General features: G+C 63.1%; 21 protein-coding genes. 17 read left to right on the forward strand and 4 right to left on the reverse strand.

Annotated elements, in window-relative coordinates; genetic code table 11:
• Positions 1–11: 11 nt before the first annotated feature.
• Entirely contained in the window at positions 12–536 is a 525-nt protein-coding gene (locus AB0O52_RS13635; protein ID WP_364538361.1) for a gamma carbonic anhydrase family protein, read from the forward strand.
• On the opposite strand, the gene AB0O52_RS13640 is transcribed toward AB0O52_RS13635, so the two are convergent.
• Both AB0O52_RS13640 and AB0O52_RS13645 read right to left on the reverse strand, forming a co-directional pair.
• A complete protein-coding gene (locus AB0O52_RS13640; RefSeq protein ID WP_364538363.1) occupies positions 533–2,257 on the reverse strand; it encodes an FAD-dependent oxidoreductase in 1,725 nt (574 codons plus the stop codon). The genes AB0O52_RS13635 and AB0O52_RS13640 overlap by 4 nt on opposite strands.
• Positions 2,254–3,684, reverse strand: a complete 1,431-nt coding sequence (locus AB0O52_RS13645) for an amino acid permease (protein ID WP_364538597.1) — start codon at positions 3,682–3,684, stop codon at positions 2,254–2,256. The genes AB0O52_RS13640 and AB0O52_RS13645 overlap by 4 nt, the downstream gene beginning before the upstream one ends.
• 219 nt (positions 3,685–3,903) lie before the next feature.
• Here AB0O52_RS13645 and alr point away from each other — a divergent pair, with 219 nt between their 5' ends.
• The 6 genes from alr (at position 3,904) to AB0O52_RS13675 (ending at position 10,652) form a co-directional block, all read left to right on the forward strand.
• Positions 3,904–5,124 carry an alanine racemase gene (alr, locus tag AB0O52_RS13650; RefSeq protein WP_364538365.1) on the forward strand — a complete coding sequence of 407 codons (1,221 nt, stop codon included), beginning with the start codon at positions 3,904–3,906 and terminating at the stop codon, positions 5,122–5,124.
• The gene (locus AB0O52_RS13655; RefSeq protein ID WP_364538367.1) at positions 5,114–6,724 is read left to right on the forward strand and encodes a PucR family transcriptional regulator; all 1,611 of its coding nucleotides are present in this window, start codon (positions 5,114–5,116) and stop codon (positions 6,722–6,724) included. Before alr ends, AB0O52_RS13655 begins: the two co-directional genes overlap by 11 nt.
• Positions 6,725–7,673: 949 nt before the next feature.
• Complete coding sequence (locus AB0O52_RS13660) at positions 7,674–8,390, forward strand: ABC transporter ATP-binding protein (protein WP_364538369.1); 717 nt, start codon at positions 7,674–7,676, stop codon at positions 8,388–8,390.
• The gene (locus AB0O52_RS13665; protein WP_364538371.1) at positions 8,391–9,818 is read left to right on the forward strand and encodes a hypothetical protein; all 1,428 of its coding nucleotides are present in this window, start codon (positions 8,391–8,393) and stop codon (positions 9,816–9,818) included. It begins immediately after the preceding gene.
• Positions 9,802–10,119: a hypothetical protein gene (locus AB0O52_RS13670; protein WP_364538373.1), complete on the forward strand. Its 318-nt coding sequence runs from the start codon at positions 9,802–9,804 to the stop codon at positions 10,117–10,119. The genes AB0O52_RS13665 and AB0O52_RS13670 overlap by 17 nt, the downstream gene beginning before the upstream one ends.
• Positions 10,116–10,652 (forward strand): hypothetical protein, encoded by a 537-nt coding sequence (locus AB0O52_RS13675; protein ID WP_364538375.1) that lies wholly within the window; start codon positions 10,116–10,118, stop codon positions 10,650–10,652. Before AB0O52_RS13670 ends, AB0O52_RS13675 begins: the two co-directional genes overlap by 4 nt.
• A 45-nt stretch (positions 10,653–10,697) precedes the next feature.
• On the opposite strand, the gene AB0O52_RS13680 is transcribed toward AB0O52_RS13675, so the two are convergent.
• Complete coding sequence (locus AB0O52_RS13680) at positions 10,698–11,495, reverse strand: nitrilase-related carbon-nitrogen hydrolase (protein WP_364538377.1); 798 nt, start codon at positions 11,493–11,495, stop codon at positions 10,698–10,700.
• A 236-nt stretch (positions 11,496–11,731) separates the two neighbouring features.
• Here AB0O52_RS13680 and AB0O52_RS13685 point away from each other — a divergent pair, with 236 nt between their 5' ends.
• From AB0O52_RS13685 to AB0O52_RS13725, 9 genes are all read left to right on the forward strand, one after another.
• Positions 11,732–12,922, forward strand: a complete 1,191-nt coding sequence (locus tag AB0O52_RS13685; protein WP_364538379.1) for an ROK family transcriptional regulator — start codon at positions 11,732–11,734, stop codon at positions 12,920–12,922.
• A gap of 138 nt (positions 12,923–13,060) precedes the next feature.
• Positions 13,061–14,617 carry a multiple monosaccharide ABC transporter ATP-binding protein gene (gene mmsA, locus AB0O52_RS13690; protein ID WP_364538381.1) on the forward strand — a complete coding sequence of 519 codons (1,557 nt, stop codon included), beginning with the start codon at positions 13,061–13,063 and terminating at the stop codon, positions 14,615–14,617.
• 44 nt (positions 14,618–14,661) lie between these two features.
• Complete coding sequence (gene mmsB, locus AB0O52_RS13695; RefSeq protein WP_364538383.1) at positions 14,662–15,933, forward strand: multiple monosaccharide ABC transporter permease; 1,272 nt, start codon at positions 14,662–14,664, stop codon at positions 15,931–15,933.
• A gap of 48 nt (positions 15,934–15,981) precedes the next feature.
• Positions 15,982–17,085 carry a sugar-binding protein gene (locus AB0O52_RS13700; protein WP_364538385.1) on the forward strand — a complete coding sequence of 368 codons (1,104 nt, stop codon included), beginning with the start codon at positions 15,982–15,984 and terminating at the stop codon, positions 17,083–17,085.
• A 198-nt stretch (positions 17,086–17,283) separates the two neighbouring features.
• Positions 17,284–18,732: an FtsX-like permease family protein gene (locus AB0O52_RS13705; RefSeq protein WP_364538387.1), complete on the forward strand. Its 1,449-nt coding sequence runs from the start codon at positions 17,284–17,286 to the stop codon at positions 18,730–18,732.
• 2 nt (positions 18,733–18,734) lie between these two features.
• Positions 18,735–19,436, forward strand: coding sequence for an ABC transporter ATP-binding protein (locus AB0O52_RS13710; RefSeq protein ID WP_269993131.1), 702 nt, complete (start codon positions 18,735–18,737; stop codon positions 19,434–19,436).
• 103 nt (positions 19,437–19,539) lie between these two features.
• The gene (locus AB0O52_RS13715; RefSeq protein WP_364538389.1) at positions 19,540–20,610 is read left to right on the forward strand and encodes a Gfo/Idh/MocA family oxidoreductase; all 1,071 of its coding nucleotides are present in this window, start codon (positions 19,540–19,542) and stop codon (positions 20,608–20,610) included.
• A 100-nt stretch (positions 20,611–20,710) separates the two neighbouring features.
• Entirely contained in the window at positions 20,711–21,565 is an 855-nt protein-coding gene (locus AB0O52_RS13720) for a hypothetical protein (protein ID WP_364538391.1), read from the forward strand.
• 119 nt (positions 21,566–21,684) lie between these two features.
• Positions 21,685–23,469, forward strand: a complete 1,785-nt coding sequence (locus AB0O52_RS13725) for a hypothetical protein (protein ID WP_364538393.1) — start codon at positions 21,685–21,687, stop codon at positions 23,467–23,469.
• Positions 23,470–23,605: 136 nt separating this feature from the next.
• On the opposite strand, the gene AB0O52_RS13730 is transcribed toward AB0O52_RS13725, so the two are convergent.
• Positions 23,606–25,081: a chlorohydrolase family protein gene (locus AB0O52_RS13730; RefSeq protein ID WP_364538395.1), complete on the reverse strand. Its 1,476-nt coding sequence runs from the start codon at positions 25,079–25,081 to the stop codon at positions 23,606–23,608.
• 208 nt (positions 25,082–25,289) lie between these two features.
• Here AB0O52_RS13730 and AB0O52_RS13735 point away from each other — a divergent pair, with 208 nt between their 5' ends.
• A complete protein-coding gene (locus AB0O52_RS13735; protein ID WP_364538397.1) occupies positions 25,290–26,699 on the forward strand; it encodes a DUF3100 domain-containing protein in 1,410 nt (469 codons plus the stop codon).
• Positions 26,700–26,957 lie beyond the last annotated feature (258 nt).

Below are 26,957 nucleotides of genomic sequence, written 5' to 3' on the forward strand. Positions count from 1 at the left end.
AGGCTTGCCCCATGGCTCCCATTTACACCTTTGCCGGGGATACGCCGGCCATCCATGACACTGCCTTCGTGGCACCCACGGCTTCCATTATCGGCAAGGCCACCCTCGGAGAGGACTCCAGCGCTTTCTATGGCGTGTCAGTGCGTGCCGACACCGCTGCCATCAGCGTCGGCGCCGGCTCGAACCTGCAGGACAATGTGGTCCTGCACGCCGACCCCGGTTTCCCGTGCACCGTCGGCGAGCGCGTCAGCGTCGGGCACAGTGCCGTCGTCCACGGATGCACTGTGGAGGACGACTGCCTCATCGGGATGAGCGCCACCATCCTGAACGGCGCTGTCATCGGTACCGGTTCGCTCGTGGCCGCCGGCGCGGTCGTGCTTGAGGGAACTGTCATCCCGCCCCGATCCCTTGTTGCCGGGGTGCCCGCCAAAGTGCGCCGCGAACTGAGCGAGGAAGAGCTCGACGGCGTGAAGCGCAACGCGGCGCACTATCGGGAGCTGGCGGCGGCGCACCGCGGGATGCACGCGCAGGGCTAGTCCAGGCTGATCGGGCCCAGCTCGTCCAACACGTCACCGGGACCGGGGTTGCCCGCCACGGAGGAACCGCCAAGATGGTTCACCACGCCCCACACAGCGTTGAGGCCGGTGGTGACAGCGCCTTCGGCCCAGCCTGCGGTGAACGAGACGTCGTCGCCGGCCAGGAAGATGCCCCGCTGGGCCTCCGGCAGCTTGTCCTGCTTGAAGTGCGTGAACAAGCGCTGCTGGTAGCGGTAGTGCCCCGGCAGGTTGGCCTTGAAGGCACCCATGAAGTTGGGGTCGGCCTCCCAGGAAACGGTGATGGGCTGGCCCACGATGTGGCTCGCAATGTCCACGCCCGGGTAGATCTGCTCGAGTGAGTGCAGCATGAGCTTCACGCGTTCCTCGGCGCTGAGCGAGAGCCACTTCAGGGCGTCGTCGTTCCACGTGTAGGACAGCAGGATGACGGCAGGCTTGTCGGGGCCGTCGTCGAGCAGGTATGTTGCCCGGTTGAGCCGGTCGGTCAGCGTCATGGACAACACTTCGCGGCCCGTTTCGGGATCGATGTCCTTCCAGAACGGCCGGTCCACCATGACGAAGGTCTTGGACGACTGCATGTAGTGCGAGCGCTCGATCGCGGTCCACAGTTCCGAGGGGAACAACGACTCCTGGGTGTGGATGCGCGTGGACAGGAGCCAGGACTGGCATGTGGTCACGACGGCGGGATAGCCGGTTTCGCGGCCCCAACGTTCGCGCACCATAAGGTCGCCGTTGTCACCGCGCTCGATGCGGTCCACAGCTCCGCGCGGGGAACCGGAATGCAACGACGCGAGCGAGGTGCCCTCGGGCCAGTGAGCCATGCCCGACGGCGCGTGGTGCCATAGTGCCTCGGGCAGCCGTTGCGCTCCCCCGGTGATCAGCCGGTGCTGGTCATCGGCGTCGGTGTAGACGACGCGCAGGATTTCGAGGATGGAGTTGGGGAAATCGGTGTCCCAGCCGCCTGTGCCGAAACCAACCTGCCCGAAGGCCTCGCGGTGCGCGAATCCGGCCTCCTTGAAGGACTTGCTCGCGGCGATGAAGCCGTAGAAGGTCTGCTCGTCCAGGAGCGGGAGCAGTTCATTCCACAGTTCCTTGATGCGCTGGGTGTCGCGGGCCCGGATCGCCTCCTGCATCTCCTGGAACGCAGCGCCGTCATTCACTGCGGCCTTCCACGCTGCGGCAACCTCGCGGAAGAACTCCGGCAGCTCAGCAGACGTGGCGGCGTAGTGCTTCTGCCCTGCCAGCTCGATCACCGTGCTGGACGTTGCGGGCGCGAGCGGGTTGGGGAATTCCTGGGTGTCCAGGCCGAGGAGGTCCACGTAGTGGTAGAACGCCTTGCCTGACACGGGGAAGCGCATGCCGCCGAGGTCTGCCACCACGCCTGGAGCGGAGGGGAAGCTGGCAGTGCGCAGCCGCCCGCCGATCTGGTCAGCCTCGTAGACCACGGGACGCAGCCCGAGCTTCATGAGTTCATAAGCCGTGACGAGTCCCGACAGCCCGGCGCCGATGACCGCGACCTCCGTGCCGTACAGTTCCGGCGGAACAACCGCAAGTCCGTCCGGGTGAGCCAGGTAGTGGTCGTAGCTGAACGGGAAGTCCGGGTTCAGCATGGTGATGGGAGCGTCGGCCGGCGTTGCTTGGGAAACTCCGAGGTCCCCGGGGCGGGGTGTAGGTTCCGTGGGCAATTCGGTGGCGATGGTCATGAAAGTTCTGCCTTCACAGTTTCCGGGTCAGCGACCCTGGCGGATAGTTCACGGTATTCCTGTTCGGTCAGGGCCGCTACCTTGGAGTTCCGGCGTCCGTAGCCGAAGTAGAGGGCGATCCCCACGAGCATCCAGCCGCCGAATACCGCCCAGGTGTCGGCACCAAGGTTGGCCATAAGGTAGGCACACATCAGCGTGCCGAGAATGGGGATGATTGGGTAGAGCGGTACGCGGAAGCTGCGCTTGAGGTCGGGGCGATTGCGCCGCAGGTAGATGACGGCGATGTTGACCAGCGCGAACGCGAACAACGTGCCGATGCTGGTGGCGTCGGCCAGCGCGCCGAGCGGGACGAGTCCCGCGGTAAGTGCGACGGCGGTGCCCACGATGAGCGTCCCGGCCACCGGGGTGCCGGTCCGCGGGGAGATTCGGCCGAAGACCTCCGGGACCAGTCCGTCGCGGGACATGGACAGCAGGATGCGGGTCTGGCCATAGAGGACCGTCAGGACGATACTGGCGATGGCGAGCACGGCTCCGATGGAGAACACGAGCGCGATCCAGGGCTGGTGGGTGGTTTCCTCGAGGATCTGGACGAGGGCTGCTTCGGTGCCGCCGAACCATTCCCAGGGGCGGGCGCCGATGGCGGCCACGGCAACCAGGACGTAGATGCTGGTCACGATCACCATGGAGAGCAGGATCGCGCGGGGCAGGTCGCGCTTGGGGTTGCGGGCCTCTTCACCGGCTGTGGAAGCGGCATCGAAGCCGATGTAGGAGAAAAACACCCTGGATGCGGCAGCCGAAACACCTGCGGCGCCCATGGGCATGAGCGGTTCGAAGTTGCCGGCGTTGAACGCGGTGAACGCAACGGCGCAGAAGAAGAGCAGGATGACGATCTTGATGGTCACGATCGCGGTGTTGATCCAGGCGCTTTCCTTGGCACCTCGCACCAGCAAGATCATCGCGAGGACCACAATCAGCATGGCCGGCACGTTGACCACGCCGCCGCTGCCCGGCGGCTGGGACATCGCGTCCGGCAGGAACTGGCCGAACGCGGCGAGGGTTTCGTTCACGTACTGCCCTGCGCCGACTGCCACGGCCGCAACGGAGACCGCGTATTCGAGGACGAGGCACCAGCCGCAGATCCAGGCCATGCCCTCACCCATAGTGGCGTAGGAGTAGGAGTAGCTGGAGCCGGCAACGGGCACGAGGCCTGCCATTTCAGCATAGGACACGGCCGAGAAAAGGGCGGCAAGGCCAGCGACGACGAAGGAAATCCAGACCGCGGGTCCGGCCAGCGGCACGGATTCACCCAGGATCACCAGGATGCCCGTGCCGAGGGTGGCGCCGACACTGATCATGGTCAGTTGGAGGACGCCGAAGCTGCGGACGAGCGGCGTAACGGTTTCGCTGCTTCCGGCTTCGCTGACCATCTGCCCGATCGGCTTGCGGCGCAGCAGCTGCGAGCCGAGCCCCGGGCGGCGGGTGGCGTTGCCGGGATCTGCATTCGTGGCGTGCGTTGGCTTGGTCTGGGTGGAGGTAGGCACAGTCACCGTTGACGTCCCTTCAGAGTAGTTGGCGGTTTCCCCTGACTACCGTAAGCCTGTGAGCCAGCTCTCACGGCGGTGCAAAATGACCTATAGTGGTCAACCATGAGACGTATTGCACAATCAGAACCGACGCCGGAAGCGGCACTTTCCGGGCAGGTCAGCGTTGACCTATCTGCGATTTCAGACAACATCAAAGCCCTCAGGAAGCGCACCGACGCGCCGCATTTCATGGCTGTCGTCAAAGGGAACGGCTACGGTCACGGCCTCGTGGATGTTGCCCGCACCGCGGTGGCGGCAGGAGCCGATTGGCTGGGAACCGCCCAGTTGAGCGAAGCCATCACCTTGCGCCAGGCGGGCATCGCCGTGCCGGTCCTTTCGTGGCTGTATCTGGCATCCCAGACCAGCGCGACCATCCGTGAGGCACTCGAGTACGACGTCGACGTTTCGCTTGGGAGCGTCGGTCAACTTGAGGTCCTGGCCGGGATCGCGAGGCAATTGGGCCGCCCCGCCGTCGTGCACCTGGAGCTGGACACCGGCCTCAGCCGCGGCGGAGCGCGGAAGGAAGACTGGTCCGAACTCGTGGCCCAGGCACGCAAGGCCGAGCAGGACGGCACGGTCCTGGTCCGCGGCATCTGGACCCACTTGGCCTGGGCCGATGTTCCCGCCCACCCCGGAAACGCTGCAGCCGTGGCGGAGTTCGAAGACGCCGTTCGCGAAGCGCGCGCTGCCGGCCTGGACCCGCAGCTGCGGCACGTGTCGAGCTCTGCAAACATCCTGGACCGGCCCGAATTCCATTTCGATATGGTCCGCGCCGGACTGGCGATCTACGGATTGGCCCCGGCGGACCACCTGGATCCGGCCGACTTCGGACTGCGCCCCGCCTTGAGCGTCACCGCACCGCTCGTCATGGTCAAGAAGGTTCCGGCAGGGACTGGCGTCAGCTACGAACACCAGGCCATCACGCACGAGCCGCGCTATCTCGGACTCATCCCCCTGGGTTACGCCGACGGCATCCCCAAGGGCATCAGCGGCCGGAGCCTGGTCCAGATCGCCGGGCGGAAAGTCCCCGTGATCGGCAAGGTGTGCATGGACCAGTTCATGGTGGACCTGGGGCCGGATGCGTCCGGGATCGAGGTCGGTGACACGGCGGTCCTGTTCGGCGATCCGGCCGGAGGGGCTGCGAGCGCCGACGATTGGGGCGCCGCCATCGGAAGCCATGGTGACGAGATCATCAACCGGATAGCACCAAGGCTCCCCCGCGTGTACGAGTCCAGTGCCTACGAGTGCCCCGATTACCAGGAGGCCCCGAGCGATGTCGCCTGAGCCGACCCCTGGCCGCCTGAGCTTCGTCACGCTTGAGCAGTTCCTGAAGCAGCTGCCGCCCGAGTTGGAGATACTCCACGACGGCGGCAGCGGCGGGGAGCTGCTGCGCTGGGTCGAACCCAGCGAACTGGACGATCCCACCCCCTACCTGCCGGACGGGGAGTTCCTGCTGACCGCGGGGCTCCCTTTCCTTGGCGACGGCGGCTCGCAAGAGAACGTCGACGCCTATGTGAAACGGCTGGTAGGGGCCAAGGTGGCGGCGCTGGGGTTCGGGATCAGGCCGTATTTCGACGCCGTCCCGGCCGAGCTGCTCGAGGCGTGCCGGCGGCATCGGCTCACCTTGATCGAGATCCCGGAGTCCATCCCGTTCGCCGCGATTGGGCTCGAGTTCTCCCAGCTCCTGGAATCGGACAACGCGAAGGTCTTCCGCCAGCTCGCAGACACCAACAGGCACCTCATGCGGGCAGTCCTCTCCCCGCGGCCGGAACACGAACTGCTCGCCGCATTGGTCCAGAAGGTGCCCGTCTGGGCACTCCTCGTCGGAGCGGACGGGCGGGTACGTGCGCGCGCCCACGCTGCCGGCGGCAGCACCGGCGTCGAGCATTCGCTCCTGGAGCCCATGCTCGAACGGCTCCTTTCCGGCAGCGGGCCGCGGGTTGAGGTGGACGGCTTTGAGCAGCCGGGATCGGCGATGGTTTTCGGCCACCCGTTGCGGAGCACCAAGGACGCCAACCTGGGCGCCCTGATCCTGGGCTCGGACGCCGCGCTGACTCCCGCCCAGAACAGCGTGGTTCAGTCAGTGGTGGGGTTGCTGGAATTGCTCGTCCGCCAACGGACCAGCGGCTCGCTCGCGCCGAGCCAATTGGCGACGGCGTTGTTGCTGCACCCTGAAAGCGTTGCCACCGGCGGGACCCGGCACGTCAACGGACTTAAGGACCTCCTCGCCCAGAGCTTGTCCTCTACGCGATCCGCTCCCCTGCGCGTGGTCCAGGGCATCAAGGTGGACTCGCCTGAGTGGCCCGCGGGCGACAGCCCGGTGCGTGAGCTATTGCAGTGGCGGCGCCTTTTCGACACCAAGCTGGTGGAGATCACCGATTACGGATTCGCTGCGATCACTCGTTTGAAGGTGGACGACGCGCTTCTGGCCGACGTCGAAAAGCTCGGTTGGCGGCTCGTCATCGGAGACCCGACGGAGCTGACCGGGCTTGCCGCAGCGCATCAGCGGGTGACGTCGCTCCGTTCACGGGTCCAGTCCAGCGGACGGAGCGCCCGCGTCGACGAGGTGACGTGGTCCGTCACCGGGCTCCTGGGGCGCGAGGCCGGCTCCATGCTGGCCGCGAGGCTCCTTGAACCGGTACTCGCCTTGGAAGCCGATCGGCGAGATCCGCTCTTGGCAGTGCTCCGGGGCTGGCTAAGCGAAAACGGCAGCTGGGACGCCTCCGCCAAACTGCTGGGGCTGCACCGCAACAGCGTGCGCCGCCAGATCGGCCTGCTCGCCGAACTCCTCGATACCGACCTGAACCAGGCCCAGGTGCGGGCGGAGCTTTGGATCGCGCTTCAGTACACGGACGGCTTGGTGGGCGCAGGGGACGGCTACTGAAGCGACAGATCGCATCCTAGGCTCTGCAATAGCTGTTGAGAAACTTCCCTCGCTGCGGTTTCCTTATCAGGGTCTCTGCGAGCGCCGGCGAAAACTGCTATGCCAAAAGCCCAATAGGACCGCCAGGACTAACAGACCGAGAAATACCCAGACGGGCTGGCCCGTTAGCGTGGCAAGGAAAGGGCCTCCAATCACGCCCGCGACAACAGCGACAGCCCATACAGTAAACAAAATGCGTCGTTCCTGTTTGAGGGACATATTCATGATGCTAACCGTTCAGGTCCGAGCTGCTACCGACACTGAGGGCCGGTATATGGAAATGGGTTCCAGCCGATCGCCGGGTAGATACCCCAGAATGAAAGCCCGACACACTGGCCACGGTTATCGGCGTACTGGGCGGTTGCACCAAACAGCTCGGTGGACGACCACTCCATCCTGGGCGGTCGTCGCCGACTCAGGAACGAGCGCCATCAAGGCAACCGGCTGAAGCGGAGATTTCTTCGCCGCCCGAACCGGTGTCAACGTGCGCCATTTCAGTTTCATATCGGCTCCCTGACGAAGCGACACAAGGGGACGATCCCCACGTCGTCTCTCCTTACGCTAGCTGCAATCCGGGGCAATCGATATACAACTATCACTTTTGTTTGAATCCGCGACGAAGTTGACGACGACGCCATCACCAGGTCCAGCGCCCCGGCGTTGCCCCGGACAAGTGCGGGCGGAGCGTTGGATCGCGCTTCAGTACACGGACGGTCTGGTGGGCGGAGGGGACGGCTAGTCTCGGTGTTTCCTGGCTGCGGCACCGTCTACAAGTGTGCTTGCGAAACACGTAGACAGGGCCGCAGGCACACGGAGAAACGTCGATTTTGCACGTATTTTGCCCCGTTCCACCACTTAATTTCGCCGATTGACCACTGAGACGCGGTTTTCGCGGCCTACCATTCGCCTCATGACTCTCAGTGTTGCCAACGTCAACTACGCCTACAACTCCAGAAGCCAAGTGCTTCATGATGTCTCGTTCACGATCGCCGAGGAACAGGTCATGGGCCTCATTGGTCCCAACGGGTCTGGAAAGTCCACCCTGATAAAGGTCATCCTGGATCTGCTCCAACTTCAAAGCGGGCGCGTCCACATCGGGTCAGACAGTAGTCAGAGCCGCAGCGCCAAGATGTCTTCGATCTACTTGTCGAGCAATGATTACCTCCCCGAGTTCCTCACAGGGGAAGAATACGTGCGTTTCATGCACGGGCTCTATGGAGAACCCATGGATCAAGAGGCACTGAGGACGCAATTCGCCAGGTACTCGATGCGCGACAGGCAGCGCGACTTGATCGAAGACTACTCACACGGCATGAGGAAGAAGTTGCAACTCATCGCCGCGTTCATGCTCCGGCGAAGGTTTACCGTAATCGATGAGACCCTCAATGGCGTCGACATCGATGCGATCAACCTCTTCGAGCGCGATATCCGGAATCTCGCCAAAGAAGGCCGCTCAGTTCTGCTGTGCAGCCATGACTTCACCATGTTGGAGCACGTCGCTGACGAGCTGGCACTTCTCGTCCAAGGGGCCCTTGTGGTTCAGGCTCCGGTCCGGAAAATCATCCAAGATCACGGCACGATAGCTGACCTTGCCAACGAATTCATCCAAGCAATGGAACCGTCATAAATGCGCGTCAAAAGCGTAGTTCTGTTGTTTCGATTATTCTGGCTCTTCATCGTGAGACGCGTCCTGGGACGAGGCCTGCTGGCGAGCCCGGCTGCCAGGCTTTCAGCCATATTCCTGCTCGTTGCCGCGTTCGCCGGATTCAACGTGTTGAGCTATGTGGTCATCCGCCAGTATCTCGGTGGAACCGGCCTGCTTGAGCCTGTTCTTCTCTTCGCCAACGCATCCGTCGGATTCTGGGTACTTATCGCGTACACACTGATCCGGGTGCTGTTCATGAAGGCAGATGAGCTTCTGAAGCTCTCCTTTAATCTGCCAGTGACCAACAAGGAAAGGACGATGGCATTTGCTCTCTTTGAGTCGTCCCTCGTTCTCCTTATGACCTTGCTCGTTTTCGGTGCATTTTCCATTTCAACTGTGCTGATCGAGGGAACTGATTACATTCCGAGGGTTCTGGCGTCCGTCTGGTTTCCAGCTATTTCAACGTACCTACTTCTGAGCCTCGGCTACTATCTCCTTGAACGTGGTCTACAGGCCCTCAGGATTGCCCGACTCCGCGGTCTGGTAGTCCCGATGGTGCTGGCTCTCGGGCTGGCCGTGGCCTTTCCTCAAACCAACGAGCAGAGCAGCCAGATCGCCGAAAGCTACGTATTCGGGCGCGACTACAATGCACCAGTGTTGCTCTACGCGAAGCTGCAGGAAGACGTCGGGCTCTGGTTTTCCATTTTAGTGCTGCTTACGACATCAGCAGCCCTAATTCCGGCAATAGTGGCGATCGCGCCCAGGAACTACGTTCCGATGCGTCGTTTCTTCGCCTTTCTGCCTTCACGCTTGGCAGGGAGTAAGTTCGGCGTTTACCTTCTGGTCTTGTTTCGAAGTTTCGAAACAATGGTGGCTGTCTCTTTTATCATCATCTATTCGGTCTTCGCCTGGTTCGAGCATCTGGTGTTGCCACCCTACGCCCTTGCTCTCATAACGTTTCAGGGAGTCTATGCATTTTCGAACTCGGAACCTCTCCGACGCATGGTCACTTATCCGGGCCGCACTGTTGCGAACTACTTGCGCCTCGTGGGCTCGCAAGGCGTCCTCCTGATGGTTGTGGGTATTCCAGTCGTCACGATTTCCGTGGCCCAGAGAGTTTCGTTTGAAGCCTGCCTGCCGGTGCTCGGATTCTGCTTGAGCAACATTCTCATATCAACCCTTGTTGGCATCGCTTTCCCTCCCGAGAAGGGAAACCCATTCACGGTCATCATCGGTGTCTTGCTAACGATGATAGTCGTCATGATTGTGGCGCTTGGTTTGAACGTCTTTAACTTTGATCCAATTATCAGTGCGGCAATTTTTGCCGCCCTTAACTTACTCGTCGTCTTTTACAGCATCCTGGGTATGCGAAGAATGGAGAGGATTGCGCGCCATGAAGTGGCTGCTTAGATTCATTGCCGGGCTGACAGTCTCTTTTGTTGTCACCATGATCGTCGTTGTCACGAGTTTCATCACCACGATGTTCTCAGCGTCAGAAATAGGAGTCAGGAAGTTTGGGCTGTTCGGCGCGCTCTTCTTCGAGCCTCATGAACAGGCCGACGGAGCGACCGCATTGGAAATCGGGGTATCGAACGGCGCGCCCATCGCTTTGGTCTTCGCGGCATGCCTGGTTTTCTATGTTGCCGTTGCTGCAGTCCTGGAACGACTCAAGCTCCACAAGAAGCGACTCCTGCGAGCAAGCCAGGGTTGAGCGTTCGCGAGATCACCCTCCCGGATGCGACCGTCGGCCTGATAGCCAAGGAACTCATCGGGTCATGCAGATGGCCACTTGCCGCGGTGGTTCTCAGCTTCACTGCGTGTACCTTCCTGGCCGCCATCACGGCTGATCCGATCCTTTTCCAGGCCGGCCTGTGGCTCCTTGTGCATGCACTATTCCTTCTGGGCGGTTTTCTGGTGCACGAGTGGTCCCATGTTGCAGGCATGAGGCTGTTTCATGGGGTTTCGGACATCGTGGTATCTGCCGGAGTCCTTCGTTTTTCCCTCATTCCCGTCGGGCGTCTCTGCGGGTGGCAGATCGCAGTCGTGGCGACACTAGGTCCGAGTGCATCCTGCTTGGTCGGGGCGCTGATTGCCCTGCTCGCACCCGGCTCATTCCTCCAGTGCTGGTTCCTGTTGCATGCAGTCTTCCTTCTGCCATTCTTCGGCGACGGACGCAGCCTCATTCTCGGAATCCGCGTGTGGGCTCGGCCGGTTAGCTTACGAGCGCCCGGGACCAACTGCTGAGCTACCGTTCCACCCCATGGATTCCAACCCTCAACCTCGTGGAGCCTAATCGTCCCACTCGCGGTACAGCTCCGGGCGCCGCTCCTTCAGGTACGGCACCTGTTCACGGGCCGCCTTGACGCTTTCCGTGGAGATCTGGGCGAACAGCAATGCCGCACCATCCCCGGCGGCAGCGAGCAATGAACCGTCCGGACCGGCCACCACGCTTCCGCCAAGGAAGTCACAGCCGTCCTCGTGGCCGCTGTGGTTTGCATAGGCCACGTTGAGTTGGCTCTCCAGGGCCCGGGCCCGGATCAGGACCTGCGGCACGGCGTCGAAGCCCGCGGACAGGGCAGTGGGAACCAGCAGGAGTTCAGCGCCCCGCGTGGCCGCGGCGCGGACACTTTCGGGAAACTCGACGTCGTAGCAAATCAGCAGCGACGTCTTGACCCCGTTGAAGTCGACGACGCCGGGAGCCGCTTGGGCGGCGGCGAACGCCTTTCGCTCCTCCTCGCCGAAAAGGTGCACCTTGTCGTAGTCCAGAAGCGCGGTTCCGTGTGCATCCAGAAGGGTGGCGGAGATATGCCAGCCGCCATCGGCGGCCGGCGCGGGAAGGCTGTAAACGAGTCCGATTCCGTGCGTGCGGGCGATGTCGGCAAGGCGGCCCCGGATACCTGGAAGAACCGCAGGGTCCAGCTCCGAGTGCAGCCTCAGCGGCGCGTACCCTACAGGGAAGAGTTCGGGGGTCAGCAGCAAGCCGGACCCGGCCGCGGCAGCGCGCTGTGCCGCAGCATCGATCGTCTTCAGATTGGCGTCGATGTCCAGGACAACAGCGTTGGCCTGCAGAACGGACAGCAGCATCATTACCACCTCAATAGCACCTTGCATCCCCCGTCGGGCGTTCATGGGACACAAGCCCGGGGTTACTCGTGGTTCCAGCCTAGCCAGCCACAGGCCGGTCCCACAGGACAAAAGGACCTGCGGGCAGCCCGCCGGGGATGGATCGTACAAATCAGCGGTAAGTTCATGATGCCGACGCAAGTTCCTCGCGTTGCGTTAACTTCTTGACTGCAACTGTGATTTGAGGCACGCTTCATGACATGCCCGCAACATCCAGCCCGATGAAGAGCCACCGCAAGAACCCCGGTTCTCAATCAGCGCTGCGCCACCTGAACCAGCAGCGGCTCATCGAATGCCTGCTGAGCGGCCCAGCCACCCAGGCTGAACTCGCCAGGCAGACCGGTCTTTCCACAGCAACGGTGTCCAACATCGTCAAGATCATGCAGGACGCGGGACTCGTCTCCACCGAACCGATCACAAGCTCCGGACGCCGGGCACTGAACGTCAGGCTCAACAGCAACGGCGCGGTCGCCGTCGGTATCGATTTTGGCCGGCGCCACCTGCGGGTAGTCCTGGCCTCCCTGGGCTACCACATCATCGTCGAGGAAACCGTCACGCTGCCCCTTGGCCACCACGCCGAACAGGGCATCAGCGCCGCCGTCGCCCTCCTGGACAAACTCCTGCTCGAAAGCGGGGTTGACCGAAGCGCGGTAGTTGGCGCGGGCGCCGGTATAGCGGGCCCCATCGACCGCCGTTCCGGCACCGTGGCCCAGGGTGCCATCCTGCCCGAATGGGTGGGCATCCAGATTCTCGAACGACTGGAGGAAGCCCTCGATCTGCCCATATACGTTGACAACGACGCCAATCTGGGTGCCCTCTCCGAGGTCACATGGGGGCCGCACAGCGGGATCAGCAACCTCATGTTCCTCAAGATCGGTTCGGGTATCGGGGCTGGCCTCATCATCAATGGAGCGCCGTACTACGGGGCTGTGGGAATCACGGGCGAGATCGGCCACGCGACCATCCACGAGTACGGCGCCATCTGCAGGTGCGGCAATCGTGGATGCTTGGAAACCATGGCCTCAACCACCACGATGATCGAGTTGCTCGGCAAAGGTTCGGGCCAGCACCTCGAGCCGGAGGACATCGTCCGCAATGCCCTCGCAAAGGATCCGGCGACCTTGCGGGTAGTGGACGACGCCGGACTCGCCGTCGGACGCGCTTTGGGCAATGTGGCCAACCTCATCAACCCGGAAGTCATCGTCGTGGGCGGGCCCCTCGCCGGTCTCGGCGACGTCCTCCTCGACCCCATCAGGCGCGGTCTTGTCCGCCACGCAGTGCCCGTGATCGGCGAGACCACCCACCTTGCAATGTCTTCGCTGGGCGCCCGGGCGGAGGCTCTTGGAGCCGCCGCGCTGGTGTTCCAGCACGCCGGAATCAAACAAAGCTAAGCAATTCGTTACAACGCTGTTACCCGCGTCTTGCGTTCAAGTCTTGACGACAAGGCGTGTGATCCAGTTTACTTTCTCATCAGATAGGCTCGCCAATCCGCGGGCCGACAACGACGTCAACATTGGAGGCGCGAAGGAATGTCGACCCCCACATCGCAACAGGATCCGGTTCTCCTGGAGATGCGGTCCATCACGAAGGAATTTCCCGGGGTGAAGGCTCTCTCGGACGTAAGCCTGCGGGTCAAGGTGGGCGAGATCCACGCGATCTGCGGCGAAAACGGTGCAGGAAAGTCCACCCTGATGAAGGTGCTTTCGGGCGTCTACCCCTACGGTAGCTACGACGGCGACATCGTTTACCAGTCCCAGGTCCAGCAATTCAAGGACATCCGCGCCAGCGAGCAGGCCGGCATCGTGATCATCCACCAGGAACTCGCCCTGATCCCCGAACTCTCCATCACGGAAAACATCTTCCTCGGCAACGAACCCGTGCGTCGCGGCATCATCGATTGGGCTGAAGCCCGCAAGAGGACCATCGAGCTCCTTGCCAGGGTGGGCCTGCGGGAGGACCCGGACACCCCCATCAAGGAAATCGGCGTCGGCAAGCAGCAGCTCGTGGAAATCGCCAAGGCGCTGAACAAGTCCGTCAAGCTGCTGATCCTCGACGAGCCGACTGCGGCGCTCAACGAATCCGATTCCCAGCACCTGCTCGACCTCATCCTCGGCCTCAAGGGCCGCGGCATCACGTCCATCATGATTTCCCACAAGCTCAACGAAATCGAACAAATCGCGGATGAGATCACCATCATCCGCGACGGCAAGTCGATCGAGACCCTCAACGTGAAGGAAGACGGCGTTGACGAGGACCGGATCATCAAAGGCATGGTGGGCCGCACGCTGGAATCCCGGTTCCCGGACCATACGCCCAAGATCGGCGAGGTCTTTTTCGAGGTCAAGAACTGGAACGTCGGGCACCCGCAAATTCCGGACCGCCTGGTCTGCAAGAACTCGAACTTCCATGTCCGGCGCGGCGAGATCGTCGGGTTCGCGGGGCTGATGGGCGCCGGACGCACGGAGCTCGCCCGATCGGTCTTCGGCCATTCCTACGGCCGCTTCATCTCGGGGCAGGTGTACAAGGATGGAAAGCCGATTGTCATGCGCAATGTCCGGCAAGCGATCGACGCCGGCCTCGGCTACGTGACGGAAGACCGCAAGACCCTGGGACTGAACCTCCTTGACGACATCAAGACCACTACGGTGGCCGCAAACCTCAAGAAGGTCAGCCGGGGAATCGTTGTGGACACCAACAAGGAATTCATGGTGGCCGAGCAATACCGGAAATCGCTTCGCACCAAGACCCCGTCGGTGGAGGAAGGCGTATCGAAGCTCTCCGGCGGCAACCAGCAGAAGGTCGTGCTCGCCAAGTGGATGTTCACGGACCCGGATCTCCTCATCCTCGATGAACCGACGCGCGGTATCGACGTAGGCGCCAAGTACGAGATCTACGGCATCATCCAGCAACTGGCCAACCAGGGGAAGGGCGTCATCGTCATTTCCTCGGAACTCCCCGAATTGCTGGGCCTCTCAGACCGTATCTACACCATTTTCGAAGGCGCCATCACCGGCGTCCTCAACAAGGACGAAGCCAGCCAGGAGAGCCTCATGAAGCTCATGACATCCAGCCGCAAAGCTGCCTGACCCCGGTCACCTCCAGAAATAAACGGACTCAAGGACCTAAAACAATGAACGCGCTCAAGAAGCTATTCGGTGGCAACACCCGCCAGTTCGGCATGATCTTCGCACTGGTTGCACTCGTCATCTTCTTCCAGATCTTCACCCAGGGCCGCACCCTGACCCCTGGCAACGTCATCAACCTCTTCAACGGCAACTCCTACATCCTGATCCTGGCCATCGGCATGGTCCTGGTCATCATCGCCGGCCACATCGACCTCTCGGTAGGTTCGGTTGCGGCGTTCGTGGGCATCTCGGTGGCGCTGGCCATCAGGGACTGGCACCTTCCGTGGTACGCGGCCGTGCTGTTCGGCCTCCTGCTCGGCGCAGTCATCGGCACGTGGCAAGGGTTCTGGACTGCGTACGTCGGCATTCCGGCGTTCATCGTCACACTGGCCGGCATGCTCCTGTTCCGCGGTTTCAACCAGTTCGTCGGCAAGTCCAACACCGTGCCGGTCCCCGAAGACTTCCAGTACCTCGGTTCCGGCTACCTGCCCGAGGTCGGACCGAAGACCGGGTATAACAACCTAACGCTCCTCCTGGGCCTCCTCGGCGTCGCGTACGTCATCTTCAGCGAACTGCGCAACCGCCGCACCGCCCAGGCCTTGGGTGCGGATGTCCCCGAGACCTGGGTGATGATCACTAAGCTCGTGCTGGTCAACGCCGCCATCCTGTACGCCACGTACTTGTTCGCCACCGGCCGCCCGGGCACCTCGTTCCCCATCCCAGGGCTCATCCTGGCCGTGCTGGTCCTGATCTATGGCTTTATTTCGGCCAAGACGGTCATTGGCCGCCATATCTACGCAGTAGGCGGAAACCGCCACGCGGCAGAACTTTCGGGTGTCCAGTCCAAGAAGGTCAATTTCATGGTCATGATGAACATGTCCATCCTCGCCGGGCTCGCCGGCATGATCTTCGTCGGCCGCTCCACCGCCTCGGGGCCGTTCGACGGCGTGGGCTGGGAACTGGACGCGATTGCCGCAGTCTTCATTGGTGGCGCCGCAGTCACCGGCGGCGTAGGCACCGTTATCGGCTCGATCGTTGGTGGCCTGGTCATGGCTGTCCTTAACAACGGCCTCCAGCTCCTCGGCGTCGGCGCCGACCTGACCCAAATCATCAAGGGCCTCGTGCTGCTGGCAGCAGTTGCCTTCGACGTCTACAACAAGACGCAGGGCAAGAAATCGATCATCGGAATGATGATGAAGAACTTCGGCCGGAAGAGCGAAGAGATCGCTCCGGACGAGACAACCTCAACCAGGGAAGTCATCTCGAAGGAAGCCTGACCGGCTTCACAACTTGTTCCATCCACAACAAAGAAAGCGAACCAAGATATGCGAATGTTGGGTAAAGCAGGAAAGGCAGCAGCGGTAGCTGCGATCGCGGCACTGGCGCTGACGGCCTGCGGCCGTTCGGACACCGGCAGCTCTGGCGGCTCCTCAAGCGGAGCAGCCGAAACGTTTCCGAAAGGCTCCTCGATCGGCGTCGCGCTCCCCCAGAAAACGAGCGAGAACTGGGTGTTGGCAGAGAAGCTGTTCAACGACGGCCTGACGAGCGCGGGATTCAAGCCGGATGTGCAGTTCGCCAACGGCGGCGTGTCGGAGCAGCAGAATCAGATCAGCGCCATGGTCACCAAGGGCGACAAGGTCATCATTGTCGGTGCCATCGACGGTGCCCAGCTCGGTACACAGCTGAAGCAGGCCAAGGACGCCGGTGCGACGGTCATCGCCTACGACCGCCTCCTGCTGAACACGTCCAACGTGGACTACTACGTGGCATACGACAACTTCAAGGTCGGTGTGCTGCAAGGCCAGGCACTCCTGGACGGGCTCAAGGCCAAGAAGCCGAGCGGTCCATACAACATCGAGCTCTTCGCCGGTTCGCCCGATGACGCCAACGCGAAGGTCTTCTTCGACGGCGCCATGAGCATCCTGCAGCCGAAGATCGACGACGGAACCCTCAAGGTGGTCTCCGGCCAGAAGTCGTTCGAACAGGCCGTCACCCAGGGCTGGAAGGCAGAGAACGCCCAGAAGCGCATGGACACGCTGCTTGCAGGAACCTACACCAGCGCCTCGATCGATGGAGTGCTGTCCCCGAACGACACCCTGGCCCGTGCCATCCTGACCTCGGTGAAGGCTGCAGGCAAGCCGCTTCCGGTCGTCACCGGCCAGGACTCCGAAGTTGAATCGGTCAAGTCCATCATGGCCGGCGAGCAGTACTCCACCATCAACAAGGACACCCGCAAGCTCGTTGAGCACGCCATCACGATGGTCCAGGACTTGCAGGCCGGCAAGCAGCTTGAAATCAACGACACCAAGTCCTACAACAACGGCGTCAAGACCGTCCCGGCATACCTCCTGCCGCCGGTCATTGTCACCAAGGACAACGTGAAGACGGCCTACGTGGACGATCCGGTCCTCGGCCCGATCACCAAGTAGTAGTTCTCCTCCAGCACCAACGACGGCGGCCATCCCCATTCATGGGGGTGGCCGCCGTCGCTGTGTCCGGTTCCATCCGCCGTCGCGCAACTCTTCACAGGCCCCGCATAGCTTCAGCAGCACAGTCGCACAGCCGCGGTGAGCACTCTTAGGTGAGCAGGCGCGCCGCTGGGGCGGGCCAGGTCCAGAAGGAGAATCGTGAGCGTCCTCGCCCGGAGTGTAGGCAATGCCTTCCGCAACAAGATAAGAACCGCGGCTGTAGTGGCAGTGCTGGCCGTCGCGATCGGGCTGGCGCTGGCCATGCTCGTGGCCAACCAGGCCGTTGGCGGCAAAGTCCAGGAGCTCAATGCCTCCGTGGGCACGGTCCTGACCGTGAACCCCGCCGGGGCACAGGGATTCGACGGCGGCGGCGAGCCGCTCACTACCGCCCAGACCGCGACGGCGGCAGCCGTACCGAACGTCGTTTCGGTGGTGGGCACCAAGGCGCTGCGGCTGGAGACCGCAACAGCGGCCTCGACCACCAGCACCACGACGCAGCAGACGGGACCGGGCGGCGGCCCGGGCGGCGGTACGAGCGTCACCACGAACCTCCAGGCAGCCATCGACGCCGGCACGCTCGGTAACCGCAACACCGGCGGCAGCACCGGGTCGGGCAACACCGGGTCGGGAAGCACGGGCACGGGAAGCACCGGCACCGCGCCGTCGTTCTCATTGCCCATCACGGCTACCGGTATCGGAGCCGAGGTTGACACTGCCGGCAAGGCTTTGAACATCACCAGCGGCACGGGCCTGGGCGACTACACCGCGGCCAGCACCAAGGCCCTCGTCGGAACTACCCTCGCGACAAAGAACAACCTCAAGGCCGGCTCAACGTTCACGATCGCGGGTAAGACCTTCACGGTGGCCGGCATCTTCGACGCCGGCACCACTTTCGGCAACAACGCCGTATACACGACGCTCGCCGAAGCCCAGGCCCTCGCAGCAACACCCGGCGAGCTCTCCAGCATGGTGGTGACGGTCAACAGCATGGCGAACGTGGATGCCGCCAAGACGGCTCTGCAGACTGCCTTGGGCTCCAGCAAGGCAGACGTGACGCAGGGCCAGCGGAACCTCGAAACCGCAGTCAGTTCCCTGGACAGCGTCAAGAACATCTCACTCGTGGCCTTCATTGCAGCCCTTGGCACGGCCGGCCTGATCATCCTGCTCATCATGGTCATGCTGGTCCGCGAGCGCCGCCGTGAGATCGGAGTCCTGAAGGCCATAGGCGCCCGCAACCGGACCATCGGCTTGCAGTTCGTGCTCGAAGCCCTCGTCCTCGTGGCGCTCGGCAGCGTCGTTGGCGCTGCGATTGCCTCCTTCGCCAGCGGCGGCATCGCATCGGCACTAATCACTTCCAACAGCTCGACGGCGGCCACCACCCAGCGCGGCCCCGGCGGCGGAGGCTTCGGCGCCGGAGGCTTCGGCGGACCCGGTGGAAACCCCTTCGGCGGAGCCTCCCAACTGCTCACCTCGGTCACGGCGAGCGCCTCCCCCGGCGTCATTGCCGCCGGCGTTGCCGCGGTATTCGGCGTCGCCGTCGTGGGCGCCCTGGTACCAGCGCTGCTCACAGCCCGCATCCGCCCCATCGAAGTCCTACGAGGAGAATAGCCATGATTGAAGTCAAAGACCTGGTCCGCCAGTTCAAGTCCGGCGACCGCACCATCAAGCCCGTCAACGGCGTGAGCTTCGAGCTCGAAAAAGGCACCCTCGCCTCGATCGTAGGGAAGAGCGGCAGTGGAAAGAGCACCTTGCTCTCCCTGCTCGGCGCCCTCGACAAGCCCACAAGCGGCGACGTCGTCGTGGATGGGGTCAGCCTGGCCGGGCTCCCAGCGGGCAAACTCACCGAGTACCGACGCCGGGACATCGGCTTCGTTTTCCAGCAGTTCAACCTCATTCCCAACCTCTCGGCAGTAGACAACGTGATGCTGCCCATGGAGTTCGCAGGAATGCGGAAGGCTGCCCGCCTGGAACGGGCTCGGTCCCTCCTGGAGCAGGTGCAGCTGGATCCCGAAAAACAGTCCCGCCGCATCAACAAGCTCTCGGGAGGCGAGCAGCAGCGCGTTGCGATCGCCCGGGCGCTGGCCAACGAGCCCAAGCTCATCCTTGCCGACGAGCCCACCGGCAACCTGGATGAGCAGACCGGTGAGCACATCATCGAATTGCTCAGTTCCTTGAGCCGGGACCACAACACCACCATTCTGGTGGTAACGCACGACCGGAGCCTGGCGCAGAAAACCGAGCGGCGCTTCAGGCTGCAGCAGGGCAAACTGAGCGAGGAAACGGTGCGTCCGAGGGTAGCTGCCGGGGCCTGATCACGTTTTCCAAACAACGGAAGGAGGGCCGGCGAAATTCGGATGGCTCGTGACTTGAGCGTGTGCTGTATGACGCCTGGCGCGGAATGAGAGGATAGGCCGCATGAGTCTGCATATCGCCAAGCCGTGGTTGTTCAGCCAGCCGAACCAGGATCCCCGCGCAGCCACCGGCAGGGCTCTGAACTGGGGCATTATCGCCACAGGAGGGATCGCTAAAACCGTGAGCGGCGACCTCGCCCAGCTCGAGGACGCAAACCTCTACGCAGTGAGTTCCCGGCGCCAGGAATCCGCCGACGCCTTTGCTGCCGCGCACGGGGTCACGAAGTCCTACGGAGACGACGGCGGAGTGCACGGCTACCAGCGGCTGCTCGCCGATGACGCCGTCGATGTGGTCTACGTGGCTACTCCGCACGCCCAGCACTTCGAGATCGTCAGGGACGCCCTCAACGCGGGCAAGCACGTTCTGTGCGAGAAATCCTTGACCATCAACGGTCGTGAAGCGGCAGAGCTGGTCGCTTTGGCCCGGGAACGGAAATTGTTCCTCATGGAAGCCGTATGGAGTCGATTCCTGCCCAGCATGCAGAGGGCATTCGCCATTGCCGCGTCGGGCGAACTGGGCGACATCAAGTGGGTCAGCGCCGACCTTGGCTTCCCCGCCCCCTATGATCCGGCCGCCCGGATCTGGGCCCCGGCGGACGGAGGCGGCGCACTTTTGGACCTCACGGTATACGCGTTGCTCTGGCCTTTGGGCACCCTCGGCTTCCCGCAGTCGGTCAGCGCAGTGGGCACTTTGACGGACGACGGCGTCGACTCGCAGAATGCGCTCACGCTGGCTTACGACGGCGGTGCCATTGCCCAACTGACCTCTTCGTTACTGGCCCATGGGCCGCGCTCGGCGTCCGTTGCCGGGTCCAAGGGTTTCCTCCAGACGCGGGGGTCCATCAACAATCCACGCGAGCTTCTGGTTCGAACCGGCTGGGACGAGCCGCGAATCGAACGCTTTGACGCGGTGGGGATCGGCTATACGTACGAACTGCGTGAGGTTACGCGATGTGTCCAACAAGGACTGATCGAAAGTCCCGTGATGCCCCTGGACGATTCATTGAGCACGATGCGCCTCTTCGACGGCGTGCGGTCCCAACTAGGAGTCCGGTACGCCAACGACGCCCGCTGAACTAAATGACAAATCCATCGTCCAACGTCTGGACTAGTTAATTAGTGAGGCCTAGGATGGGAGCGATCGTCGATCCAAGCTGACGCTGGGGGGTGTCGAGATGGAAGCTGAGCAAAGTAAGTCGCGCGTTCTTCATATTCTCCGCTCCATCATGCTCGCCGGCGCCGGAGCCGTCGTTTGGATGGCCCTCTCTTCCACGGCAGCAAACGCTGATTCCGGAAGCGCAAACAACCACAACCTTCCGGGCGGCGCCGGCTCTGCAGTGTCAAACGTCGTGCACCACGAGGTCCATCCACCAGCGGTACAGGTACCGGCTGTCGCCGTGCACGAACTTCCCAAGCTGAGCCGGAGCGTCGACCAACTTGCAGCCAGCACGCCCGTTGTCAGCGCAGTCGTCCCTGAGGGAACCGTCGGTGCCGTGACTACAAGGGTTGTATCGCCGGCAGCAAGCGCGGTTGACGGCGTTGGGGCAAGGGTTGGTTCCTTGGTCGGCAGCCTTCAAGTCACCATCCCTCAGATAACTGTCCCCTCCGTCCAAATCCCCGATGCTGTCGGAACGGGCGAAGCTCTTGCAGGGGAACCCGCTGCTGTTGAGCCCGCTGCCGTGGCCCCCCCGACGCCGGCTCAGGATGTCGCGGCCCCGATGCTCGACGTCGCTGGCCCCAGCGGGCCGCCGGTCCTGGATGGGACACTTTCGACGTCGACAGTCCGGGCTACCAATTCCGAGGTACCTTCAGCGCCCGCGCCGGGCGGGACAATCCCGCCCGGCACACCAGGCGGCAGCGACGCCGGAAATAGCTCTGCAGTCCTCACCAGTAATCCTTCGGGGGCTGCTACTGCCTGGCTCCAAGGCACGATTCTGTTTTACCCCTTGACTGGGACGCTCGTGTCCACAGCTGCTGCCGGCAGAGTTCCGGCCCCGGTGTCGTTTGACCCGGGTTCTTCCCCTGACTAGTTCCGCGCCCCGCCGCTCTCCCGGAAGGCAATTCTGGACGGCGGCAAATGGCCAATCGGGGCGTACACGCAGGCTCCTGCGGACGCCTTTGGGAACTACACGTTCAGGAGAAAAACATAATGCACAGCATGATTCGCAAGGGGCTGCTTGGCACCCTCTTTGCCGGTGGGTTGATTGCCCTCGGCGCAACTGCCGCGAACGCGGCAGACACCACCACAAGTGCGTCAGGCAATGCCTCAGGCACACAAGTCGTTGCACCGGTGTCCGCTCCGGTGACCCTCGGGTCGACGTCGCTCTCAATTCTTGGAAATTCGAGCGCCGCAACCACCTCCCCTGCCCCCGCCCCGGCTCCGGGCCCGGCGAGCAATTCCGGCGGAGCAGCCGTCCCGTCCGGAACCCAGGTGGTGGCTCCGATATCGGTCCCTGTTAATATCGGAGCCGCTTCACTGGCAGTTCTGGACAATTCCGCCCCTGGAACAACCGCTGGCACGCAGGCGACTGCGCCCGTAACTGCTCCTGTCACCGTCGGCGACACCTCCGTCAACGTCCTCAGCACGACGCCGGCAGGCACCGCGCCGACGGGCACCGGCGGAGGCACCGGCGTCACGGCACCCGTGACCGGACTAGCCACCGTGGGTGACACCTCCGTCAACGTCCTCACGACCCCGGCAGGCAACAGCGGAGGCACCGGAGGCAGCGGCATCACGGCACCCGTGACCGGACTGGCCACCGTGGGTGACACTTCCGTCAACGTCCTCACGACGCCGGCAGGCACCGGCGGAGGCACCGGCGTCACGGCACCTGTGACCGGACTAGCCACCGTGGGTGACACCTCCGTCAACGTCCTCAGCACGCCGGCAGGCGCCAGCGGAGGCGCAGGCGTCACTGCACCGGTAACCGCTCCTGTCACCGTCGGCGACACCTCCGTCAACGTCCTCAGCACGACGCCGGCAGGCACCGGCGGAGGCACCGGAGGCACGGGCGTCACGGCACCGGTAACCGCACCTGTCACCGTCGGCGACACCTCCGTCAACGTCCTCAGCACGACGCCGGCAGGCACCAGCGGAGCCAGCGGAGGCACCGGAGGCACCGGCGTAACGGCACCGGTAACCGCTCCTGTCACCGTCGGCGACACCTCCGTCAACGTCCTCAGCACGACGCCGGCAGGCACCAGCGGAGGCACCGGCGGCACCGGCGTAACGGCACCGGTAACCGCTCCTGTCACCGTCGGCGACACCTCCGTCAACGTCCTCACGACCCCGGCAGGCACCAGCGGAGGCAGCGGAGGCGCAGGCGTCACGGCACCGGTGACCGGACTAGCCACCGTGGGTGACACCACGGTCAACCTGCTCGGCACCACACCGACGGCAGCGACCGGCATCCTCTCGGGCACGGGACTCACCGCACCCCTGAACCTGCTCGGCACCACACCGACGGCAGCCACCGGCATCCTCTCGGGCACGGGACTCACCGCACCCTTGGGTCTGCTCGGCACCACACCGACGGCGGCCACCGGCATCCTCTCGGGCACGGGACTCACCGCACCCTTGGGTCTGCCGATCAATGTCAGCAGCGCATCGGTAGGTTCGGGTCTGCCTTCCGGCGTCGTGAACCCGTCGACCGTTACCCCGCCCGTCGTGAACCTGCCGCTCGGTTCGCAGGGTTTTGTCGATCCAGGTACAGCCGCTCCTGCGGGTGAGACGCCGTCTGCCATCGCTTCGGGAACTGCAGCACAGGCCAATGCGGCCTCGGTTTCTGCAGCCGTTGCTGTGGGGGCTGGAACGGCCGTTCTCGCAAGCACTGGCTTCAATGGCCTGTGGTTGCTGTTCGCGGCAGCTCTGCTTCTGCTTGGTCTCATCGTCATGGTGGGTAGCCGGAAGCTCCGGGCAACCGTTCCCGCATAGTCACTGGCTCGGGCTGCTCCACCGCATTGGAGGTAACCCGTCCGCGGCTCCTCCGCAGGGCAAACAGCCCCGCGGAGGTGCCCGTGCGTGGAACCACCGCGGAATTCCGACTCCCACGGTTCGTTTCGCTGTCAGGTCACGGGACCTGGGGCGCCGCCGGGGCGTACACCGGGGGAAACAGCTCGGAGGCGTCGCGACGCCGGTAGTCGCGTTCGCCGTAGGCTTCCATCATCTGTCCAAAAAGCTGCTGACCCTCAGCGCGCAGTTCATCCAGTTCCATGCCTGGGAGTGAGCCGTCAACAACCACGGGGCGGCCCGCAACGTACGTATCGGTGACATTGCGTGCGGAGCCGTTGAGGATCAGCGTGCGCAATGGATCTTCGATGACCCCGTCACGGAAGTCACCCAGTGAGGCGACCATGATGTCCGCTTGCGCCCCCGGTGACAGGCGTCCCAGGTCGTCTCGGCCCAATGCCCTGGCACCACCCAGAGTGGCGGCGTCGAAGAACGCCGACACCGTGCCTGCGTCCCGGCGGCCCTCTGCGATGCGGGCCAGGTGCGTGCCGATGTCGATGCCCTTGATCAGGTCCGGCGGGAAAGAATCCGTTCCCAGGCACATGTTGACCCCGGCGGCTGCGAAGGCATCAAAGGACTTGAGCATGCCTGAGTAGTGGAACGACGTCAGTGGGCAGTGGATGATGCTGACGTCATGCCGGGCCAGCACATCCAACGGTCCGCCCTCCGCGCTGGAGGACGGGTGGGTGCCGTCGATGACAACCCCATGCGGAATAAGGAGCCGTGTGTCCAGCAGGCCGGAATCCGCAAGCTGCTCCAGGACGGTGCGCCCGGTGAGCTCGACAAGGAACCCGTCTTCGTTGGTCCCCTGAAGGCAATGGAGGCGGACCAGCGCGTTGCGTTTGGTGGCCAGCTCCGCGGTCCGGCGCATTAGTTCGTCCGAAAGCGTCTCGATTCGGCACGGCAGCAGGACACCGGTAAGCAACGGATGTCCTAGCTCGTCGGCGTAGTCGAGGAACCGCGCGGCGTCAGCGAATCCTCTACGTCCTTCTTCCTCGTCGAAGAGGATCACCCGCTGGCCGTCGTCGTCGGTAACATTGATCCCCGAGCGGTACGCGGGGCCCAGGATGCCCCGCAGTCCGAGCTCGATGCTGGACTGCGCCATCCCTTTGAGTTCTTCGAAGGTTTCAGCCCATGAGCTGTGGATTTCCGAGGCGATCGGCATGTAGGTGGTCACTCCGTGCAAGGCGAGCTGCGCTAGGGCGAATTTGCGCACGCTCTGGCGCTGCGCCGCAGTGAAGACATCGCGCCGGCGGTTGTGGAAGTAGTCCTCAGACCATTGCAAGCCCGGGGCCGTCTCGTCGGTGGGCCAAGAGTCGAAGATCATGTGATCTATGTCCGTCAAGGCATCAAGATCGATAAGGCCGGGTGCGATGAGGCTCTGTCCGAAGTCCCGGCGTTCGTCCACGGGACCCGAGTAGTCCGTCCCGACGTGGATGATCTCATCATCCCGCATAATGACGTGCCCGTCCCTGTGCATCACGTGCCCGGTTCCGTCATAGCCAAGGACGTACCGGGCAGAAAGCTGAGTAATCATAAACTCTCCAATTTTGGTATTCCAGATCAAATAGCCGCTGATCAAGTTCGAAGTTGGCCGAACACGCGGATGCCTTAATTTCTTAGAATTTCTAGCAGCTTATGTGACATGTCTTGCAATGCGATGTGATCCACCTTACCATCTTTGGTATACCAAACGACTGGACGGATCCGTCCTCGCCACTGCAGCGCACGAAGGGTGCACAACCATGAAGAACCAATCCACAACCACTCCGGAGGTGGATACGCCCGTAGTCAATGTCGATCACGAACCGGCCCGCCTCTTCACCCCGACGGCACGGCAATGGGGATCGATGATCCTGCTGTCCACAGCCATCTGCGCCGTCGCTATCCTGGCCGGCACGCACAAGATTCCCCTGGGCAACGCCGCCATCGTGCTCATGCCCGTCTTGTGGGCGGTGCTGATCGGCGCTGTCATCGGCGTCCAAAAGGTCCGTCCCATGTCCGGCCAAAGCCGCGCCGTGGCCTCGGTGTTGCTCAACGTCAGCATCGTCATGTTCCTCGGGGCCCTCGGCACCCAAGTGGGGCCTTCTTTCGCCAAACTGACCTCCCTCGGCCCGGCCATCCTGCTCCAGGAAGTGGGCCACATCTTCGGAACGGTCATCATCGCCCTGCCGGTCGGTGTGGCGCTGGGCATGGGCCGCACGGCCATCGGTGCCACCTGGGCAATCGACCGTGAATCCTACTTGGCTTACGCATTGCAGCGTTTCGGCGTGAAATCCCCGATTTACCGTGGCGTCTTCTCCGTGTGGCTTCTGGGCAGCGTCTTCGGCGCAGTCTTCATCTCCCTGCTGGCAGGCCTGCTCGGCGGGATGGGCATCTTTGACCCACGCGCCCTGGCGCTCGGCCTGGGCCTCGGCTCGGGGTCCATGATGCTTGGCGGCGTAGCTGCCCTGTCCATCATCCATCCGGAGCAGGCGCCGGAAATCATGGCGCTGGCGGCCCTGTCCAACCTGGTGACGAACCTTGTGGGCTTCTACGCCGGGGCCTTCCTTTCACTGCCGATGTCCTTGCGGCTTTACAAGTTCTGGTCGCGACTCTTCCGCCGCAATGACGAGGGCAAACGCCTTGACCGCAACGGGAACGCCGTTATCGCGAACCTGCGCCGGCCGCAGGACCGAACCAAGGTGGACGTTTCGGCTGTGATCCGGGACCCGGAGGTGCGCACGAAACCTTCAACATGGATCATCGCTTTTGTTGCAAGCATCGCCGCGGGCGTGGTTCTCAACGCTTTGGGCACGAAGTCCATCAGTGTCAACGACGTCATTGGCGTGGTGATCCTTGGCTTCCTTACCGCTCTGGCGTTCGTACTTGCCAAGTTCGTGCCTGCCGTGCCGTCAAGCGTATGGGTCCTTGCGCTCGCCACCTTGGCAACGGCTCCGATCCTGCCTGTCAGCGGCATGATTGGCTCGTTCACCCACAACCTTGACCCGCTCTACGTGGGCCTTGGCTCGATCGCCCTGCTCGGCATGAACGTGGGGCGCGACATCAACGCGCTTAAGACCCTGAACTGGCGCACGGTGATTGTGGCGACAATCACGTTCTCCGCGAGTTTCGTGGCAGCCGCGGCACTTGCGCAATTCGTCATCCACGTCTGAACTGTGGCACTGAACAACTGACGCCGAACAAGGCGGGTTGAATGGACGCTTTCTGTCCATTCAACCCGCCTTTTCGCGGCTCTACTCCCGCCCCCGGCCACGCGTACGGGTGATGTTCGACGCATCGCGGCTCCGTCATGCCCCTGGGCTGCGCGACATACCGTGTCAGGTGAACCGAGGAAGGACACCAGACCGCCTGTGGCTTGCTAAGATCTAAAGGCTCAACCGGCCCCCGGAGAGCCCCCCATCAACTGGCCC

This window comes from Arthrobacter sp. NPDC080073, assembly GCF_040686575.1.
In the GTDB taxonomy this organism is placed as follows: Bacteria; Actinomycetota; Actinomycetes; order Actinomycetales; family Micrococcaceae; genus Arthrobacter.

Excerpts from the sequence above, each read along its gene's own strand:
- AB0O52_RS13725 (WP_364538393.1), top strand. The coding sequence starts at position 21,685 with ATGCACAGCATGATTCGCAAGGGGCTGCTTGGCACCCTCTTTGCCGGT.
- AB0O52_RS13660 (WP_364538369.1), top strand. The coding sequence starts at position 7,674 with ATGACTCTCAGTGTTGCCAACGTCAACTACGCCTACAACTCCAGAAGC.
- AB0O52_RS13665 (WP_364538371.1), top strand. The coding sequence starts at position 8,391 with ATGCGCGTCAAAAGCGTAGTTCTGTTGTTTCGATTATTCTGGCTCTTC.
- mmsA (WP_364538381.1), top strand. The coding sequence starts at position 13,061 with ATGTCGACCCCCACATCGCAACAGGATCCGGTTCTCCTGGAGATGCGG.
- AB0O52_RS13700 (WP_364538385.1), top strand. The coding sequence starts at position 15,982 with ATGCGAATGTTGGGTAAAGCAGGAAAGGCAGCAGCGGTAGCTGCGATC.
- AB0O52_RS13680 (WP_364538377.1), bottom strand. The coding sequence starts at position 11,495 with ATGATGCTGCTGTCCGTTCTGCAGGCCAACGCTGTTGTCCTGGACATC.
- AB0O52_RS13655 (WP_364538367.1), top strand. The coding sequence starts at position 5,114 with ATGTCGCCTGAGCCGACCCCTGGCCGCCTGAGCTTCGTCACGCTTGAG.
- AB0O52_RS13635 (WP_364538361.1), top strand. The coding sequence starts at position 12 with ATGGCTCCCATTTACACCTTTGCCGGGGATACGCCGGCCATCCATGAC.
- AB0O52_RS13710 (WP_269993131.1), top strand. The coding sequence starts at position 18,735 with ATGATTGAAGTCAAAGACCTGGTCCGCCAGTTCAAGTCCGGCGACCGC.
- AB0O52_RS13715 (WP_364538389.1), top strand. The coding sequence starts at position 19,540 with ATGAGTCTGCATATCGCCAAGCCGTGGTTGTTCAGCCAGCCGAACCAG.
- AB0O52_RS13645 (WP_364538597.1), bottom strand. The coding sequence starts at position 3,684 with ATGGTCAGCGAAGCCGGAAGCAGCGAAACCGTTACGCCGCTCGTCCGC.
- AB0O52_RS13720 (WP_364538391.1), top strand. The coding sequence starts at position 20,711 with ATGGAAGCTGAGCAAAGTAAGTCGCGCGTTCTTCATATTCTCCGCTCC.
- AB0O52_RS13730 (WP_364538395.1), bottom strand. The coding sequence starts at position 25,081 with ATGATTACTCAGCTTTCTGCCCGGTACGTCCTTGGCTATGACGGAACC.
- AB0O52_RS13640 (WP_364538363.1), bottom strand. The coding sequence starts at position 2,257 with ATGACCATCGCCACCGAATTGCCCACGGAACCTACACCCCGCCCCGGG.
- AB0O52_RS13735 (WP_364538397.1), top strand. The coding sequence starts at position 25,290 with ATGAAGAACCAATCCACAACCACTCCGGAGGTGGATACGCCCGTAGTC.
- AB0O52_RS13685 (WP_364538379.1), top strand. The coding sequence starts at position 11,732 with ATGCCCGCAACATCCAGCCCGATGAAGAGCCACCGCAAGAACCCCGGT.
- mmsB (WP_364538383.1), top strand. The coding sequence starts at position 14,662 with ATGAACGCGCTCAAGAAGCTATTCGGTGGCAACACCCGCCAGTTCGGC.
- alr (WP_364538365.1), top strand. The coding sequence starts at position 3,904 with ATGAGACGTATTGCACAATCAGAACCGACGCCGGAAGCGGCACTTTCC.
- AB0O52_RS13670 (WP_364538373.1), top strand. The coding sequence starts at position 9,802 with ATGAAGTGGCTGCTTAGATTCATTGCCGGGCTGACAGTCTCTTTTGTT.